The following is an 18397-nucleotide window of genomic DNA, read 5'->3' as shown; positions in this document are numbered from 1 at the left end:
GCGCTCCTGCGCACCTTCCCTCACGGCTCCGGTCGCGTTCAGGCGGTGCAGACCGGTGCGCTGGGCACCTGGCCCTTGGCGTCGGTCATCAGCACCCGGTAGCAGACGCCGGACCCGACGGACGCGTACTCCCGCATGGAGAGCCGGGTGCCGTGGCCGGTCGTGGCGCCGAGCGAGCTGCCGACCGACACCCAGCCCTGTGCGGTCTCACGCTGGAGGTAGTAGCCGGTCTCGTGGTCGGAGGCGTCGATGAACGTCACGTCCACCGTGTTGGCGGCCTTGGTGATGGCCAGGTTCGTCGGCGGGCCGTCGACGAAGTAGCCCCAGCACCAAGGCGCGCTGTCCGAGCCGCCGCCCACGTTGAGCGCGGTCGCGCACGCCGAGTGGTTACCGGGCACGGTCGACATCGGCGTCCAGCCGAACGAGAACGCGTGCGCGTCGCCGTACCCCGGGTTCGCAACGTTGAAGCCCGCCGCGGTGCCGTTCGCGGTGGCCGTCCGGCTGGTGCCCGAGTCGTCCAGGCGGACGGTGATCGGCGAGGTGGTGTCCCAGTCGACCGCGGTCCCCTTGAGCGTGTACGACCCGGACGGGTTCCAGACCGCGCGGCCGGTCCAGCCGTACGGGTAGGTGTAGTACCCGTCCTGCGCCGCCGACATCGAGGACAGGACCGCGTCGGAGGGCGCCGGCTTGGTGGTGGCGACCTTCCGGGCGGCTGAGCCGTTGACGCACTGGCCGGTGTCGTCGCAGTTCTGGGCGTACACGTCGTACGTCACGGTCGTGCCGGTCGGGACGCCGTGGTCGGAGAAGCCGGTGGCCGTGGAACCCAGCTGCACCGGGGTGCCGGCGACGCCGTTCACGGTGCGCCGGACGAAGTAGGAGGTCTGCGCGCCGGACGCGTCCGTCCAGCTGAGCGTGACGTCGCTCTGCAGCACGGACACGGCGGTCAGCGAGCCGGGCGCGCCGGGGACGGCCGGGCCCGGGTCCGGGTCGGTGTAGCAGTACTCCGGCGGGTTGGAGCTCTGGCAGGGGTTGATCGCCGCCGCCGGACCGGCGATGGCTACTCCCCCGGCGAAGAGACCGAGGGTCGTGGTGCTCAGGACGGCGGCGAGGGTGCGCGTGCGGTGCTGCATGGTGGTTCCCCGTTCGGATGGGCGCCTCCCAGGTGAGACGCACATCACCCAAGGACGTCGATGCCCGGAACTTGATACCACCGCGTTCACAGCGGGATCAGTCGTCGCTGCCTTTGAGCGGTACGGAAAGGTGCGTCCAGTCGCACTTCTCCTTACGATTTCGCTCGCGCTCGGACCTGTGCCAGAGAGTGAGTCCTGACGCTCTCCCCGTCACAGGTCCAGCGCATCGGTCAGCGACGGCGGCGCTCCTCGGCGTAGCGGGGAGCCATGGCCTCCATCTGCTCCATGACGTCCTTGATCGCGCCCGGCTGCTGGTCCGGTGGCCAGCCGTGCTTGACCAGCAGCCGCTTGATCGACGACCGCAGTTTGGCCCGTACGTCGTCGCGCACCGTCCAGTCCGTACGGACGTCCCGCCGCATCACCTGGACCAGCTCGCGGGCGATCTGGGCAAGGACGTCGTCGCCCATCACGTCGACCGCGGACTCGTTGGCGCTGACCACGTCGTAGTAGGCGAGCTCGTCGCCATTCATCGGCGGGTCGAACCGGCTGCCCCGGTCGGCGTCGGCTGCGACCTCCTTGGCCAGCTCGACCAGCTCGGCGATGATCTCGGCCGAGGTCAGCTGCTGGTTGGTGTACTTCGCCATCAGCTCGGCCAGCCGCTGGGAGAACGCGCGCTGCCGGACGACGTTGCCGCGCGTCACGCGGGCGCTCTCGGCGAGGATGCTGGCGCGCAGCGCCTCGATCGCCAGCTGGGGCGCGCTGGACTGCTGCGCCTTCTCGACGAAGTCGGTGGACAGGTCGGACAGGCTCGGCTTCGGCAGGCCGGCCGCCTCGTAGATGTCGACGATCCCGCCCGCCTCGGTCGAGGTCACGATGAGCTCGCCGAGCAACCGGGCGGCGTCCTCAGGCACGGGTTCGCCGCGCGCCTGCCGGTCGGCCACGTCGAACTTGGCCATCCAGACGCGCACCTCCTCGTAGAAGCGCAGCTCGGGCAGCAGGTTCTCCAGCTCCTCCGAGCGCGGTGCGAGCGCCCAGGCGCGGGCGAGCTGCGTGGACAGACGCCGGTACGCCGCCGCCGGCGTCTCGCTGTCGTCGTCGCCCTGGCCGGGTGTTGCGGTCCGCAGGAAGTTCGTCGTCGCCTGCACGGCGTGAGCGAAGCCGCGCTTGGGGTCCGCGCTCCAGATGCCCTTCCAGTCGACCGGCGCGACGAGCGCACGCAGCTTGACGACGAGGTCGAGCGCCAGCTCGACGGCCTCCTCCACTCCGCGGCCGACCGCGTCGCGCTGGTCGCGGCCGCCGGCGACGGTGTACTCGGCAAGCGCCTTGGTCAGGTTGTCCGCGACCGGGGCGTACGCGACGAGCAGGCCCTCCTCCTTGCCGCGGAAGGTGCGGTTGACCCGGGCGAGGGTCTGCATGAGCAGCGCGCCCTTGATGGGCCGGTCGAGGTAGAGCGTGTGCAGCGGCGGCGAGTCGTAACCGGTCAGCATCATGTCCTTGACGATGACGATCTCCAGCTCGTCGTCGACGTCCTTGAGCCGCTGCTTGATCGTGGCGTTCTCGGACGGACGGCGGACGTGCTTCTTGACGGCGCCGGTGTCCGACGGGTCGCCGGAGTAGACGACCTTGATCACGCCCTTGCTGATGTCGTCGGAGTGCCAGTCCTTGCGCAGGGCGGTGATCGCGTCGTACAGGTCGGCGCAGATCTGGCGGGTGGCGCACACGATCATCGCCTTGCCGTCGGCCCCGATGAACGGACGCATCCGCTCGCGCCGAGCCTCCCAGTGCGCGACGAAGTCGTCGGCGAGCGTCGCCAGCCGGGCCGGCGTGCCGTACACCGCGTTGAGGACGGCGACGCTCTGCTCGACCTTGGTGCGCTCGGCGTCGTCCAGGCCGGCGGTGGCCTCGTCGGCGGCGGCGTCGAGGGACTCGTCGTCCAGGTCGCCCTTGCGCTCGACCTTGATCAGCCGCGGCTCGAAGAGGACGGGGACGGTGGCGCCGTCCTCGACCGCGCGGTTCAGGTCGTAGACGTCGATGTCGTCGCCGAAGACCTTGCGGGTGTCCCGATCCCCTTGTGCCACCGGCGTACCCGTGAATGCGATCAGGGTCGCGTGCGGCAGAGCGTCCTTGAGGTGGCGGGCGTAGCCATCGAGGTCGTCGTAGTGGCTGCGGTGCGCCTCGTCCACGATGACGATGACATTGCGCCGGTCGCACAGCACCGGGTGGTCGGCGCCGGACTCCTTCTCGGCCTTGGTCTTGCCGAACTTCTGCAGCGTCGTGAAGTAGATGCCGCCGGTGACGCGGTCGGTCAGCTCTTCGCGCAGCTGGGCGCGGCGGGTGATCTGCTTCGGCGACTCGGACAGCAGCAGGCTCTTGTCGAACGCGCCGTACAGCTGGCCGTCCAGCTCGTTGCGGTCGGTGATGACGACGATCGTCGGGTTGAGCAGCCGGGGGTGGCGGCTGACGAGGTTGGCGTACAGCTCCATCTCCATCGACTTGCCGGAGCCCTGGGTGTGCCAGACGACACCGGCGCGTCCGTCGGAGCCGACCGCCTCGATGGTGCTGGCGACGGCCTTGGTGACGGCGAAGTACTGGTGCGGCTTGGCGATCCGCTTGGCCAGGCCGCGCTCGTCCTCGTCGAACGCGGTGAAGCTGTGCTGCAGCTGCACGAACCGTTCGAGGTTGAACAGCCCCTGCAGGGTGAGCTCGAGCTCGGTGACGGGCCTGCCGTCCTCGTCCGCCTCACCGATGGCCATCGGGTGGCCGCTGTCGTCGACGTTCCAGACCGCGAAGTGGTTCAGCGGAGTGAACGGCGTGCCGTAGCGCGCCTGGACGCCGTCGCTGGCGACCGTGCACACCGCGAACCGGAACGCCATCGGGAACTCCTCGACGTACGTCTGCAGCTGGGCGTGCGCGGCGGCGACGGTCGCGGTCTTCGAGCCGGCCTTCTTCAGCTCGATGATGCTGACGGGCAGGCCGTTGCAGTAGAGGACGACGTCGAAGCGGCGCTCGCGGTCCCGGTCGCGGATCGTCACCTGGTGGGCGGCGACCCAGTCGTTGCGGTCCGGGTCGGTGCTCATCAGGTGGATCGTCGGGTGCTGCTCGACACCGTCGTGGTCGACGTACGTCGTGCCCCGGTAGCCGCCGACCAGCAGGTCGTGGACGCGGTGGTTCTCGGTGATGGCGTCCTGGCTCTTCGGGGCGAGGATGTCGGCCATCGTCTGCTGGAGGTACTGCTCGGGTACGCCGGGGTTGAGGTCGCGCATCGCCTGCAGCAGCCGGCCGCGCAGGACCAGGTCGTCCCACGACTCGCGCTCGCCGGAGCCGGGCGCGAGGGCGGCGCCTTCCTTCGGCTGCCAGCCGAGCTCGCCGAGCGTGTCGAGCGCGAGCTCCTCCCAGTCGGCCTCGCTGAAACCTGTTGCGGTCAGTGCCATCTCACACCATCTCCCCCACTGTTGCTTCGGCGTCCTTGACGCGGACCTTGCCTGACATCAGCAGCGGCAACAACGCATCCCGCGTCGCCGCCAACCGCTCGTTCTCCATCTCCGCCGACAGCGCACGCTCCCACAGGGACGTCATCTTGTCGCTGAGTGACGCAAGCGCGGTCTCACTCGGTACGGCAACTGGCTCATCCAGGTGCCGACGCTGGATGTGACCCATCGTCGTCGCCTTGTCGGCAGCAATCGCCTGAAACTCCCTGAGCTTCAACCGAACCGCACCGTTGACGACCCACATCGGGACACCCTCAGCAGGGATCACCTTGAAGATGTGCTGATTGACAATCGCTTCGTCACGGAACCAGCGGTGCACCGTGAGCGATCCGGACCACGCGAACAGCAGATCACCGGCGCGTGCCACATGCTGGTCCGCCACCTCAAGGTCGTTCCGCACGGTCGATCCGCCAAGGCCGCTGTTCAGTTCGGCGATCCGGATTACCACTCGGCCGGTGCCGGTGGCGTCCTTGGTGAACGCCTTCCCGTTGACGAACTGCGCCAGGGACGACAGCGGCACCTGCACGCCTGAGGCGGCGGACGCGGAGGCATACATGACGCGGGCGAGGTCGTCGGCCCGGTCGATGACGGTGCGGTTCGCGGCGATCTTGTCGTCGAGCGCACGCAATACGTCTGCAATTGCGGTCTGTTGTGGCCTCGATGGGAGCAGGGCGTGGAGCGCCTTAGCCTCCGGGTAGTACATGGTCTGGTGAGTCGTTCCTCGCGCGAATCGACGGATGCTTTCCTGCTCCAGCATCAGCACGTAGTGCAGATACCGCGGATCCAGATCAGGACCGCACACCCAATTCACGAAGTCTTGGCTCGTCGCCATCGGTCGGCCGAGCGTCACGACGTATCCGACCGACGCAGTTCGAGAGAGGCACACGGTGCCCTCAGGAAGGACTCGTGCCGAAGAGTTGTCGATCCCGGCCTGTGTCACATGCTGTGCGGTGTCATCAATGACCAAGCCATGGTTGCCGGTCGCGTCGCGGACACCAACCCAGGGGATATCACCATCCCAGTAGTGAGCATGCTTCCGACTCGGCGTGTGTCCGCTTTCCAGGCGCGCGACGGCGCTCAGCGCGGTCCATCGAAAGCCGTCCGGTGTGCTGATGTTCGGCTCGCCGATGCTGATGGCGATCCGGCCGAGCGAAACACCGCCGACCGCCGCTCGACCGCCGGTAGTCGTCACTCGCGCCATCAGAGCCGCCCGAGCTGGGTGCGGACGGCGGCGTCGAGACGGGCGGACTCGTCCATGGCCGCCAGCAGATCCTTCGTGAGGCGCTCGATCTTCTGCTCGACCGGTTCGCCGTCGTCCTCGGCCTCAGCCGCACCGACGAACCGGCCTGGCGTCAGGGCGTACCCGGCCTCCTTGACCTCCGCGAGGGTGACGCTTCGGCAGAAGCCGGGCACGTCGGCGTACTCCTCGTCCTTGGTCTCGATACGGCCCTCGGCTAGCGCCTCGGCCCTACTCGACCGGCCATTGGTGCCGCGCCAGGCGTGGTAGGTGTCGGCGATCCGGGCAATGTCGTCGTCGGACAGCGCACGCTCGGCGCGGTCGACCATGTGGCCGAGCTCGCGGGCGTCGACGAACAGGATCTGCCCGCTGCGGTCCACCAACCCGCCCGCACCCTTGCTCTTGTCCTTGGCGAAGAACCACAGACAGACGGGGATCCCGGTCGAGCGGAACAGCTGCGTCGGCAGGGCGACCATGCACGAGACCAGGTCCGCCTCCACGAGGTTCGCGCGGATGTCGCCCTCACCACCGGAGTTGGACGACATCGACCCGTTCGCCATCACCACACCCGCCGTGCCCGTCGGCGTCAGCTTGGACAGGATGTGCTGGATCCACGCGTAGTTCGCGTTGTTGCGCGGCGGCGTGCCGTACGCCCAGCGCGCGTCCTCCTCATTGCGGGTCCAGTCCTTGATGTTGAACGGCGGGTTCGCCATGACGAAGTCGGCCTTGACGTCCGGGTGGATGTCGCGGGCGAACGTGTCACCCCACCGGCTGCCCAGGCCCTGGGTGTCGATGCCGTGGATCGCGAGGTTCATCTGCGCCATCCGCCAGGTGCGCTCGTTGAGCTCCTGCCCGTACACGGCGATGTCGGAGCCGTCCTTGCCGTGCGCCTCCAGGAACTTCTCCGCCTGCACGAACATGCCGCCCGACCCGCAGCACGGGTCGTACACGCGGCCGTGGTCGGGCTCCAGCACCTCCACCAGCACCCGCACGACCCCGGCGGGCGTGTAGAACTCGCCACCCCGCTTGCCCTCCGCCCGGGCGAACTTCTCCAGGAAGTACTCGTACACCTCGCCCAGCAGGTCGCGCGCCTTGGAGACGCCGTGCCCGGTGAAGCGCGCGCTGTTGAACAGGTCCAGCAGCTCCCCCAGCCGGCGCTGGTCGACGTTGTCGCGGCCGTACAGGCGCGGGAGCGTGCCCTTCAGCGAGGGGTTCGACCCCATCAGCAGATCCATCGCGTCGTCGATCAGGTCACCGACGCTCTTGGCGGGCTGACCTGCCGTCGCTGGCAGGCCCTTGGCGTGGTTCGCGAGGTAGGTCCAGCGCGCGTGCGTCCCGACCCAGAAGACGCCGCGACCGACGTACTCGTCCGTGTCGTCGATGACCGACGCTATCTGATCCTCCGACCAGCCGTCCGCGCTCAGCTCCGCACGGATCTGACCACGCGCCTCCTCGAACGCGTCCGAGACGTACTTCAAGAAGACCAGGCCGAGGATCACGTCCTTGTACTGCGAGGCGTCCATCGAACCGCGCAGCTTGTCGGCCGCCTTCCACAGCGTGTCCTTGAGCTCTTTCATCGTCGACGGCACCGTGGCGTCGACCTTCTTCTTCGGAGGCATACGTCAGCGTCCTGCTCTCTGTGTCGAATCGTGCTGTGTGTCAATGCTTCTGGTCTGGTCGGTCATCGTCACGGCGCCGGCGGCGACGCCGTCGACGAGACGAGTACGCAGGTCCCGCAGGTCTGCAAGCCGCCGCTGCGCCTCCTGCGCCATCGCCTCGATGTCGGCGACGGCGTCGGCCAGCGGCGCGGTCGCCTCACGGGAGACGATCCGCAGCTGCCAGGCGCGGTAGGCGTTCCCGGCGCGCGGCTGGGCGTTCAGGTCGGCAGCGACGACGTCCGGGCTGAGCGCACCACGCCACTTCTCGACGGCCCGGAGGCGCATCACCCGCGCCGGCGCCTGCACCACGCTGCCTCCCCGCCGGTCGACCCGGGCGACGACCCGGCCACTCGTCGCGAAGACCACGTCTCCAGGCTCGGTCAGTCTGGAGCCAGGGTAGGTCGCCTCCAGGTCGAACCGGTCGATCCGCCGCTCACCCCAGCGGGCGGAGCCCGACACCTCGTCCGGGCCGATCACCGCGACACCGCCGCCCGCACCGACCCGGACGTCGTGCGCGCGGATGCGATGGCCCGACAGGACGCGCAGCGCGCCGATCTCCTGGGCGTGCTGCACCGTCACGGTCTGCCGGCGCCCCTCCTCGCCCGCGCCGAGCGTCCAGGCCGCACCGACGTCGAGCGCCGTACGCAGTCCGTCGATCGCGAGGACGGCGGCCGCCGAGTCCGTACGGCTGTCAACGGGTTCCGCCGTCGCGAACGTCATCAGGCCCCCGCGCTGCCGAACCAGCCGCGACGTGAGCACCGTGCTGCCGTGGTGCCACCGGTGCGCCGCCGCCAGCCGGGGCGGCGCCAGGGCCGCCACGGCGTCCGTGGCCACCTCGTCGTACACCGCCTCGGTCAGCTCGACGCCGGTCAGGTCGCCGAGGACCGTGCGCCGCTCGCTCGGCGGCACGTCCGGGTGCGCCGGGCCGAGCAACCACAGCGTCAGCTGCTGCTGCCCCAGGTGCGTCGCCATGCCCGCCGGAAGGCGCAGGACCATCCGCAGGCGGCCGTCGCGCATGATCGCGTCCCGCGCCCGCTCGTCGGCGTCCGAACGCAACCGGTCCGACAGCGCGCTCGCGGGTGCGAGCACCAACGCCCACTGCTCCGCACCCATCTGGAGCGTGAGCTCGTCGACCTCGCGCAGGATCTCGCCGACGGCCATGCCGGGCCGCGCCGGGTCGGGCAGATGCGCCACCACGACCGCCGGCCGATCGATCAGTACGACACCGTCCTGCACCGCGCACGGCTCGTGGGCGAGGTCGTGTGCTCGCAGCCGACGACGGGCGCGGCGCGCCTCGACCGACGCGTACTCCCCCGTCAGCACGGTCACCGGCTGCGCGTCCCGAGCGGCCAGCGCCGTCGCGAGTAGCAGGTCGCAACCGCCGCGCGTCGGGTCGACGAACGCCCACGACGAGAGGTCCAGCGCCTCGGCGACGGCACACGCCGTACGGGAGACCAGCTCTCGCGCCTCGGACCGCAGCGCGTGCCGGCGTGCGGCGCCACCCGACAGGCGACGGTGCTGCTCGGTGACCAGGTCCAGCGCGCGCTCCGGTGAGTACGCCGCGTCGGCCAGCCGGTCGACGTACGCCAGCAGCGCCGAGCAGTCCTGCGGCAACGCCTCGGCCTCCGTCAGCAGGAACGCGTCGTCGGCGTCGACGTCCTCGGCCAGGTCGAGCACCTCGTCGCGGTCCAGGCCGGCGAGCTGCTCGTGGGACGCCGCTGCGAGGGCCAGAAGCGCGGTGACGACGTCGTACGACGCAGACGCAGCCATCGCCTCGGACGGACGGGCGTGGGCGACGACGTCGGCGGGTGCGTCCGGGTTGTTGCCGAGGCCGGTGGCCTCCAGCCAGCGGGCCACCTCGAAGGCGTCGAACTCCGCGTGACCCGAGCGGGTCCCGACCGGCTCCGGGAAGGCGACGCCGGCACGGTTGGTGCGCTTGCGCCACATCGTGACGACGGCGCGCTGCACCTGGGTCAGCCGCGCGACATCCGCGAGCGACATGCGTAGCCCGCCCGATGCGGGCACGGTCGTCGTGACCGTCATGATTTCCCTCCCTCCGACGCTGTGATCCCGGACACGAGAACACTAGGGGCGACGAACGCATTGACGGAAGGCACGCGCGATAACTCCCCTTATCGGTGCTCTTGCTCGATGTGTCAAGAGCTCAGGGCGGATGGTTCAGCCAGCCGGGCTCGACAGGAGCTCGCCCAGCGGACAAGGGGCTCGACATGAACAGCAAGACCAAGCACATCATCGGCTACACGGTCACCGCCGTCGCCGCGATCGGGATCGGCAGCGCGGCCGCGAGCGGCGGCTCGGGCAACACCGTCACCGGAGCGACGCCCGCCGTGACCCAGACCGTCGCCGGCGACGAGGGGACGCCCGCGGCGACCGTCACCGTGACGCCGCCGGCGGAGACGGTCACGCCGCCGGCGGAGACCGTCACCGTCACCGCCACACCGACCGCGGCCGGCGGCGGCTCCGCGAACGCGGGAGCCACGATTCCCGGCGACGGCACGTACGAGGTCGGCGTCGATGTCCAGCCGGGCCGCTACACCTCCACTACCCCCGACAGCGGCAACTGCTACTGGGCTCGGCTCAAGAGCGCCGACGGGTTCGACGGGATCATCGCGAACAACAACTCGTCCGGTCAGTCGGTCGTGGTGATCAAGGCCTCGGACAAGTTTTTCGAGTCGTCGGGCTGCAACGACTGGACGGCTCGCTGACATGGCCGGGTGGCGACGCCATCGCCGGCTGCGACGGACGTACCGTCCGGTTCCTCGTTTCCCGCGCTGCCCGGCGACGGGCAAGCGGTGTCTCAGCCGCGGCGCAGCTCGTCAGGCCCTTCGGGACGCTGCGAAGGCACGGCAGCTCGCCGATGAGGGCGGCGACCTCGCCGGAACCAGACGCCAGGAGCGTCGCTGCTACCGATGCGCCGACTGCCACCAGTGGCACCTGACGTCCAAGCCGGTGCGCCGCCGGCGCCCGGACGATCCGTCCACGCAGGCGTGACCGGATCGAGGCGTGGGTCGGGCGTGCGGAGGGGCGCGCCCGACCCACGCTGCCGAAACGAGTACGACTCGAACGTTCACGTCCTACGCTGCCGCGCGGGAGCAGCACTCACACAGGGGAATTCATGACAACGCCGACGATGAACGACTACGACCGCAAAGCGTGGGACGCCGTCCAAGAGGCGCGCCGAAAGCGCGAAGCACGCTCGCCGCGGCATCTGCTTCCGAAGTCCGCTCGACACCGTATGGCAGCCGCAGGCGCTGCCGCACGCGACCGCGTCGGGTCGATGCCCGGAGCCGACGAGTTCGGGCGCGCCATGGCCCACGCCGTCGAGGGTCTGGTCGGTACGGTGACACGAGCCGGCGAGTCCACCCTTCGGAAGACGTCGGTCGTCAGCGCCTTCCAGCAAGATGGGCACCAGCACGTCGAACGGGTCCGCGACATCCGAAAGCTCGAGCTCGAGCAGATTGATGACGTGAAGCCCGCCCTCGACCTGCGCTACGCGGCCTGGGGCCTGAGTACCGGCGCGACCGCCGGCGCGGCGGTGACGACGACTCAAGCAGCTGCCGCCGCCGGCACGGTCGCCAGCGGAGGATTGGCGACCGCACCGGCTGCCGCCGTCGTCGTGACGGCCATCAGCGCTGACGCCGCCGCTGTCCTCGGAGGCACATCGCGGCTGATCGCGCAGACAGCCGCGTACTACGGGTATGACGTGGACCGTCCGGAAGAGCGCATCTACGCCCTGGGCGTCATGGGCTACTGCATGAGCGGGCAGGGCGCGAAGAACGCCGCCTACGTCGAGCTCACCAAGCTCAGCCAGGCACTCGCCCGGAACGCCACGTGGAAGCAGCTGAACCAGAGCCAGGTGACGCAGATAATCCAGGCGGTGTTCCACCGCCTCGGGATCCGCCTGACCAAGAAGAAGCTCGGCCAAGCCGTTCCTGTCGTCAGCGTGGTGATCGGAGCGGGCATGAATGCCGCGTCGCTGATGAACGCGGCCACCGACGCTGATCTTCTGTACCGCGAGAGGTTCCTGCGAGAAAAGTACGACCTGCCGCCCGCGCACGTTCCACAAGCCGACGATGCGCGTCGGCAGCCGGAGGACCAGGACGACCACCTGTCCGTGCTCGCCATTCTGGAGGACGAAACCGCGGACGCGCGCGCCGTCGAGGATGCGGACCTGTCGGTCCGCTGAGTCCCCTTCCACCGGCACCTCCACGCGTTGTCGGTGAAGCAGTAAGGAACGGTGAGCGAGAGCGCACATGTCCTGACAGCCACGATCGCCGCGCGGACGCTGTCGGTGTTCGAATGTATGTTCGAGTCATGGCCGTTCAGCCGCTCTCGCCTGTCGCCCTGGCGCACTCGGTGCCCCAGGCGATGGACGCCGCGGTGTCGGCACTGGCGGGTGTCGAGGCGGCGGCGCTGTGGGCACTGTCCGGCGGCCAGGTCGAGCAGCTCCTCGCGAGCGTCGCGGCGGCCCGGGCGGTGCTGGACCGGATCGAGGTCACCGCCGCCCGGGAAGGGCTGAGCCGGGGTCTGCACACCGAGCACGGGTACGGCGCGATCGACTGGGTCCGCGCCTGCCAGCAACGCGCCGGCAGCGCCGCGGTGGCCGACCCGTCCCACACCGCCCGGCTCCTGCGAGTCGCAGCCACCGCGGACCGGGCCGCGGCGCGGGCGGTGTGGGAGGCGTTCGCTGGTGGCCACCTCGGGCTGGGCAAGGCCGACCAGCTCGCCCGGTTCGAGTGCGACGTCGCACCCGTCGCCGATCCGGACCACGTCGAGCCGGTGGTCGGCGATCTGGTCGCCTCGGCTGTCGACGGACCGGACGGCACCGGTCTGACGCCGCGGGAGCTCACCACCGCGATCAGGTACGCCGGCGCCCTGATCAAGCCCGAACGCGACCTCGACGCGGAGCACGACGCTCGTTCTCGTGGGCGGTCGTTGACGAAGCGCCCGGGTCCCGCCGGGCTGGCCGAGTACCGGCTGCTCGCAGGTCCGGACGCGACGGCGATCGTCGATGCCGCGGTAGCCGGCCTGTCTGCTCCCGTCCCCGGCCCGGACGGCGAGCCCGACCTTCGCACTGCCGCGCAACGCCGGGCCGACGCCCTGCTGGACGTCATCCGCCGAGGCGTCTCCTCACCCGGCGACGCCCCTCGCTCGACCAAGGCGCAGGTCGTGGTGACGATGACCCTCGAGCAGCTCAAGGACGGCCTGCGCGGCGCGGGAGTGACAGCGACCGGCGAGGTCATCTCCGCGAGCGAGGTCCGCCGGCACGCCTGCGACGCCGGGATCATCCCGATGGTCCTCGGGTCGCGAGGGGAGGTGCTCGACGTCGGCGCCGAGGTCCGCCTGTTCACCCCCGCCCAACGCCGCGCCCTGTGGCACCGCGACCGAGGATGCACCTACCCCGGCTGCACCATCCCCGCCCAGTGGTGCGACGCCCACCACGTCACGTGGTGGTCCCGCGGCGGCCCGACCGACCTCGGCAACGCCGCACTCCTCTGCGGCCGCCACCATACGCTGGTCCACCGCTGCGACCTGGCCGCCACCGTCACCCCCACCGGAGTCACCTGGGACCTGACCCGAGACTCCGGATCACCCCCATGACCACCCCGCCCACAGCCCGCCGACCACGGCGGGCCGCCCGGCGTGCGCCGAACCCGGTGGCCCGCCGACACATGGCCCGGTAGCAGCCCATCGGCGTGAGGCGGCTCTCGCGTCGGCAGCGAACCCGTGACGGAGACTCAGCGATGGCTCACCAGCCGCATCGATCCGGGCAACAGCTCGGGCGGTCGACCGTCGGCGGTCGCTACTCGGCGCGTGCGAAGGTCAGAGTCTCGTCGCGGGCGCCGCCCATCCATACGTCCTGGCACGCCGCGACCATCTCGTCGTAGCCGTCGGTGATCTCGGCGAAGACGTTGCCGGGCACGTAGCCCTGGTCGCCGTTGATCAGGAGGTTGTTGCGGCCGTAGAAGATCGCCAGGTCCACGATGCGCGAGGCCGCGCGGTGCTCGCTCTCCGACTCGTACCCGTACGCCGGGTTGCCCAGGTCGTCGCCGCTGAAGCTGAACCAGCACACGTCGCGCGGGATCGGAGTGATGGTGGTGTTCTCCGGGCCGGGCTCGGGAGCATCGAGCTCGGTGAGCAGCCCGTACACCTCGTTGCGAGCGTACTTGCCGTGGAACGCGGGCGCCGTCAGCGGCAGCGCGCCCCAGACCGCGTCGCAGGTGCGTGGTGCGGCGTCGTCCAGCAGGCGCGCGGTGCACGACACCTGGCGCAGGTCGAGGGTGATCGTGATGAAGCGGGCCACAGCCGTTCTCCTCACACCTGATTCAGCAACGGCGGACGGCGGGTGTGCCAGCCGGTGGCCTGCTCGTACGCCTGCCCGACGCGCAGCACGAGCGCATCGGCATGCCGAGGCCCGACCACCTGCAACCCGATCGGCAAACCGTCGGAGTCGAACCCGCACGGCACGGTGAGCGCCGGCTGCTGGGTCATGTTGAAGGGGTAGGTGTACGGCGTCCACGACGTCCACAGCCAGGACGGCCAGCCGTCCGGCGCCGCCTGACCCGCGGTGAACGCCGTGATCGGCATAGTCGGCGTGACGAGCACGTCGTACGTCCGGTGCAGCTCTCCCATCCGCTGGCCGAGCGACATCCGCACCTCGGTCGCGTCGAGGTAGTCCGCAGCACTCGCGTCCAGGCCGTACTCCCGAATGCCCTGCGCCAGAGCGGGTTCCACGCGGGTGAGCGCCTCGGGGTCGAAGCCCCGCAGCACCTTCGCCGCACCGCTGAACCACAGCACGTGGAATGCCTCCACCGGGTCGTCCAGCCCCAGATCGACCTCCGAGACCCGGGCGCCCAGGTCGGCCAGCACCTCCACCGCCGCGCGCACCGCCGCATCGACGGCTGGGTCGTTGTGCCCGTACCCGAGGTCCGGCGAGAACGCGACGTGCAGGCCCGCCACGCCACCGTCGAGAGCACCGGCGTACGACGACGCGGGCGCCCCGAGGGCCGACCAGTCGCGGGCGTCGGGACGGGCGAGGACGTCCAGCAGGAGCGCACAGTCCTGGACCGTGCGGGTCATCGGGCCGACGTGCGAGAGCGTCCCGTACGCACTCGCCGGCCAGACCGGGACCTGTCCGTAGGTGGGTTTGAGCGCGACCACACCGCTGAAAGATCCTGGTATCCGGACAGATCCACCACCATCGGTGCCCACGGACCACGTGCCCATCCCGAGCGCGGTGGCTGCTGCCGCTCCCCCGCTGGACCCGCCGGACGTCCGCGACGGGTCCCACGGGTTGCGGGTCACGCCATGCCGGGCCGAGTCGGTGACTCCCTTCCAGCCGAACTCCGGCGTCGTGTTCTTCCCGAAGATCACCGCACCCGACTCGCGCAGCCGAGCGGTCGCGGGCGCGTCGTCCTCCCACGGTCCGGAGCTGTCGACCAGGCTGCTGCCCTTGAGCGTCGGCCAGCCGCGGGTCAGCACGATGTCCTTGATCGTGATGGGGACACCGTCGACCGGGCTGAGCGTCTCGCCGCTCTGCCAGCGTCGTGCCGACTCCTTCGCCGCCTGCGCCCCGGCCTCCTCGTCGAGCATGACGATGGCGTTCACGTGACGGTCCAGCTCGCGTACGGCGGCCACCGACGCCTCGTACGCGTCGACGGGATCCCATGCGCCGGAACCAAATCCGGCGACCAGCTCTGCAGCCGGCAGGAGATTGAGCGAAGCAGTCACGAGACCACCTGCCCGGGGACGTAGCCGAGCCGCTTGTCCACGATGTTCTCCAACGCCCGACCCTCGACCCAGCGCAGCGCCTGGTCGACGAACTGCCGCGCGAGCATGTCCCGCCAACCGACGACGTCGCCCGACATGTGCGCCGAGACGGCCACGCCGGGCATCGACCACAGCGGCGAGTCCGTCGGCAGCGGCTCGGCCTCGAAGACGTCCAGCGCCGCCCCGGCGATCGCGCCGCTCCGCAGTGCGTCGACCAGGTCGTCCTCCACCACCGTCGCTCCACGCCCGACGTTGACCAGGTACGCCGACGGACGCATCGCGGCGAGCACACTCGCGTCGACGAGCCCCCGGGTGGCGCTCGTCAGCGGGGCGGCGTTCACGACGTAGTCGAACTCCCCGACGTACTCGGCCAACCGGCCGCTGTCGTACACCTGCCCGAGGTCGGGGTCCTCCGGCCGCTCCGTCCGGCCCGCGCCGCTCACCCGCAGGCCGACCGCGCTCAGCAGCCGGCCGGTCGCCCGCCCGATCCCGCCGGTGCCGATCACGAGCGCACAGGCGCCCTCGACGGCCCGCGGCTCGCGGTGCTGCCAGACTCCGTCCGCCTGCAGGTCGTGGCTCTCGTGCAGCAGCTTCGCGTGAGCGAGGACCGATGCGAGGACGAACTCGGCGATCGGCCGGTCGAACACCCCGCGCGCATTGGTCACGACGACGTCCGAGGCGCGCAGCTCCTCGAACAGCAGCCGGTCCACGCCCGCGGCGGCCACGTGGATCCACTCCAACCCGCCGCACCGGTCCCAGACACCCCGCAGGGCGTCGGAGAAGAAGTCCCACAGCAGGAGCGCCCGTGCTCCGGGCAGCGCATCCGCTAGCCCGGCCGCGTCGGTGAACCGCAGCTCGACCCGCCCGGCGAGAGGCTCCAGGTGAGCGGGCCGCTCCTGCGGTGTCGAGCAGAGGACGACGACGGCGGGAGGGGTGAGGCGCACCACGTCAACGTAGAAATCCGCCAGACCGATTGTCAACAATCCGACCGGCTGTGCACCATGGCCGGATGAAGCGCCACCCCGGCCTCGATCCGGAGGTCGTCGAGCGAGCCGACGCGACCCTCACCGGCCTCCCCCGCGACGCGCCCGTCGGCGACGTCGGCATCGGTGTCGTCGCGCCGCACGACTTCGCGCTGGACCGCGAGCTGTGGCGCTGGGTGCCCGAACGGGCCACCCTCCTGGTCACCCGCACGCCGTACTGCGCGCTCCCGGTCTCGGTCGACCAGGCGGCCGAGGTCGGCGACGTCGACGTCGTGGCCGAGTGCACCAGCCGGCTCCTCGCGACGCGCCCGGAGGTCGTCGCGTACGCGTGCACGTCCGGCAGCTTCGTGCACGGCGTCGAGGGCGAGCGCGCCCTGCTGGAGGCGATGTTCGCCTCCGGAGCCCCGGCCGCCGTGTCGACGTCCGGCGCGATGGTGTCCGCCCTGCGGCACCTCGGCGTCAGCAGGATCGCGGTCGCCACCCCGTACGACGAGGCCATCACCTGCGCGCTCGAGGGCTACCTGGCCGACGCCGGGGTCGCCGTCACGGGCAGCGCTCGGCTGGGACTCGCCGGTCTCATCTGGCGCGTCCCGTACGCGGTCACGGTCGAGCTCGCCCGTGAGGCGGTCGCCGCGGGCAGCGGGTGCGAGGCGGTCTTCCTCTCGTGCACGAACCTGCCGACGTACGACCTGATCGCGCCGCTGGAGCGCGAGCTGGGCATCCCCGTCCTCACCGCGAACCAGGTCACGGTGTGGGCGGCCCTGCAGCTGGCCGGGCTGGACGCCGTCGGTCCGGGGCAACGCCTGATCGACACCCGGCACGGGCGGGCCGCATGAGCCGCATCGACCCGACGCCGAGCGGGATCGCGCCCGCCACCGCGCCGGACGACGGGGGTGAGCTGCGGTCGCGGCCCTTCCCGGTCGAGGAGTACACCGCCCGGCGGGCCGCGGTGCAGGCGCGGATGGCCGAGCGTTCCCTCTCGGCTCTCGTCGTCGTCGACCCCGCCAACCTCTACTACCTGACCGGCTACAACGCGTGGTCCTTCTACATGCCGCAGTGCCTGGTGGTCCCGGCGAGCGGCGAGCCCCACCTGTTCGCCCGGTCGATGGACGCCCAGGGCGCGCACTACACCGCCTGCCTCCCGCGCGACCGCGTCCACGGCTACCCCGAGGACCTGGTCCACCGCGACGACGTCCACCCGTTCGACTGGATCGCCCGGCGCGCCCTGGAGATCGGCGTTCTCACCGACTCCGCCGACGCCGTCGTCGCCACCGAGACCGACGCCCACTTCTTCAGCCCGCGCGGGTTCCTCGCGCTGCACTCCCACCTGGGCCGGGCGAGCCTCGTCGACAGCCACGAGCTGGTCAACTGGGTGCGGGTGGTCAAGTCCGAGCGCGAGCAGGCCAAGCTGCGCGTCGCCGGCGAGATCGCGCAGCGCGTCATGGAGATCGCCGTCGCCGGGATCGAGGTCGGGCGGCGCCAGTGCGACGTGGTGGCCGAGATCCAGCACGCGCAGGCGCTCGGCGCGCACCAGCTGGGCGGCGACTACCCCGCGATCGTGCCGATGCTGCCGACCGGCGAGACCGCCGGGACCCCGCACCTGACCTGGTCGGACCTGCCGCTGGTCCAGGGCGAGGCGACCACCGTCGAGCTCGCGGGCGTCCACCACCGCTACCACGCCCCGCTGGCCCGTACGGTCGTGCTCGGCCGTCCGCCGGAGCGCCTGCGCTCGTGCGCGGAGGCCGTGAGCGAGGGGATGGCGGCGGCTCTGGCTGCCGCCCGACCCGGCGCCCAGGGCAGCGACGTGCACCACGCCTTCGCGTCCACCATCGCCCGGTACGGCCTGCACAAGGAGTCGCGGATCGGCTACTCCATCGGCATCGGGTACCCACCTGACTGGGGCGAGCGCACGGTGAGCCTGCGGTCGGAGGAGAAGACGGTGCTGCAGGTGGGGATGGCGTTCCACGTGATCCTCGGCATGTGGATGGACGGCTGGGGGTACGAGACGTCCGAGTCGATCCTCGTCACCGAGTCCGGCGCCGACCGGCTCACCGACGTTCCAGGAGGGCTGACCGTCAAGGAATGACGCTGTCACGAAATGAGATTCGCT

Annotated in this window: 13 protein-coding genes; 5 read left to right on the top strand and 8 right to left on the bottom strand. The window is 70.7% G+C overall.

Annotated elements, in window-relative coordinates; all coding sequences use genetic code 11:
• Positions 1-38 precede the first annotated feature (38 nt).
• From P4R38_RS05730 to P4R38_RS05710, 5 genes are all read right to left on the bottom strand, one after another.
• Positions 39-1130, bottom strand: coding sequence for a fibronectin type III domain-containing protein (locus P4R38_RS05730; protein WP_277191403.1), 1092 nt, complete (start codon positions 1128-1130; stop codon positions 39-41).
• A 230-nt stretch (positions 1131-1360) separates the two neighbouring features.
• The gene (locus P4R38_RS05725) at positions 1361-4561 is read right to left on the bottom strand and encodes a type I restriction endonuclease subunit R (RefSeq protein ID WP_277191402.1); all 3201 of its coding nucleotides are present in this window, start codon (positions 4559-4561) and stop codon (positions 1361-1363) included.
• A 1-nt stretch (position 4562) separates the two neighbouring features.
• Positions 4563-5810: a restriction endonuclease subunit S gene (locus P4R38_RS05720; RefSeq protein ID WP_277191401.1), complete on the bottom strand. Its 1248-nt coding sequence runs from the start codon at positions 5808-5810 to the stop codon at positions 4563-4565.
• A gap of 8 nt (positions 5811-5818) precedes the next feature.
• Positions 5819-7474: a class I SAM-dependent DNA methyltransferase gene (locus tag P4R38_RS05715; protein ID WP_277191400.1), complete on the bottom strand. Its 1656-nt coding sequence runs from the start codon at positions 7472-7474 to the stop codon at positions 5819-5821.
• A 3-nt stretch (positions 7475-7477) separates the two neighbouring features.
• Positions 7478-9556: a hypothetical protein gene (locus P4R38_RS05710; RefSeq protein ID WP_277191399.1), complete on the bottom strand. Its 2079-nt coding sequence runs from the start codon at positions 9554-9556 to the stop codon at positions 7478-7480.
• Between the two features lie 185 nt (positions 9557-9741).
• On the opposite strand from P4R38_RS05710, the gene P4R38_RS05705 reads away from it, so the two are divergent.
• From P4R38_RS05705 to P4R38_RS05695, 3 genes are all read left to right on the top strand, one after another.
• Positions 9742-10239, top strand: coding sequence for a hypothetical protein (locus P4R38_RS05705; protein WP_277191398.1), 498 nt, complete (start codon positions 9742-9744; stop codon positions 10237-10239).
• A 425-nt stretch (positions 10240-10664) separates the two neighbouring features.
• Positions 10665-11720, top strand: a complete 1056-nt coding sequence (locus tag P4R38_RS05700) for an EcsC family protein (RefSeq protein ID WP_277191397.1) — start codon at positions 10665-10667, stop codon at positions 11718-11720.
• A gap of 128 nt (positions 11721-11848) precedes the next feature.
• A complete protein-coding gene (locus P4R38_RS05695; protein WP_277191396.1) occupies positions 11849-13135 on the top strand; it encodes an HNH endonuclease signature motif containing protein in 1287 nt (428 codons plus the stop codon).
• 202 nt (positions 13136-13337) lie between these two features.
• Here P4R38_RS05695 and P4R38_RS05690 read toward each other — a convergent pair whose 3' ends face one another.
• The 3 genes from P4R38_RS05690 to P4R38_RS05680 are packed head-to-tail and all read right to left on the bottom strand — an operon-like array spanning position 13338 to position 16248.
• Positions 13338-13838 (bottom strand): DUF3830 family protein, encoded by a 501-nt coding sequence (locus tag P4R38_RS05690; protein ID WP_277191395.1) that lies wholly within the window; start codon positions 13836-13838, stop codon positions 13338-13340.
• An 11-nt stretch (positions 13839-13849) separates the two neighbouring features.
• A complete protein-coding gene (locus P4R38_RS05685) occupies positions 13850-15265 on the bottom strand; it encodes an amidase (RefSeq protein ID WP_277191394.1) in 1416 nt (471 codons plus the stop codon).
• Complete coding sequence (locus P4R38_RS05680) at positions 15262-16248, bottom strand: D-2-hydroxyacid dehydrogenase (protein ID WP_277191393.1); 987 nt, start codon at positions 16246-16248, stop codon at positions 15262-15264. Before P4R38_RS05680 ends, P4R38_RS05685 begins: the two co-directional genes overlap by 4 nt.
• A 65-nt stretch (positions 16249-16313) precedes the next feature.
• Here P4R38_RS05680 and P4R38_RS05675 point away from each other — a divergent pair, with 65 nt between their 5' ends.
• A complete protein-coding gene (locus P4R38_RS05675; RefSeq protein WP_277191392.1) occupies positions 16314-17123 on the top strand; it encodes a maleate cis-trans isomerase family protein in 810 nt (269 codons plus the stop codon).
• Positions 17120-18373, top strand: a complete 1254-nt coding sequence (locus P4R38_RS05670; RefSeq protein WP_277191391.1) for a M24 family metallopeptidase — start codon at positions 17120-17122, stop codon at positions 18371-18373. The genes P4R38_RS05675 and P4R38_RS05670 overlap by 4 nt, the downstream gene beginning before the upstream one ends.
• Positions 18374-18397: the final 24 nt, after the last annotated feature.

This window comes from Luteipulveratus flavus, from assembly GCF_029439465.1.
Classification (GTDB): Bacteria; Actinomycetota; Actinomycetes; order Actinomycetales; family Dermatophilaceae; genus Luteipulveratus; species Luteipulveratus flavus.
Note: the sequence above shows the minus strand (reverse complement) of the source record. Positions and strands in the feature narration are given on the sequence as shown.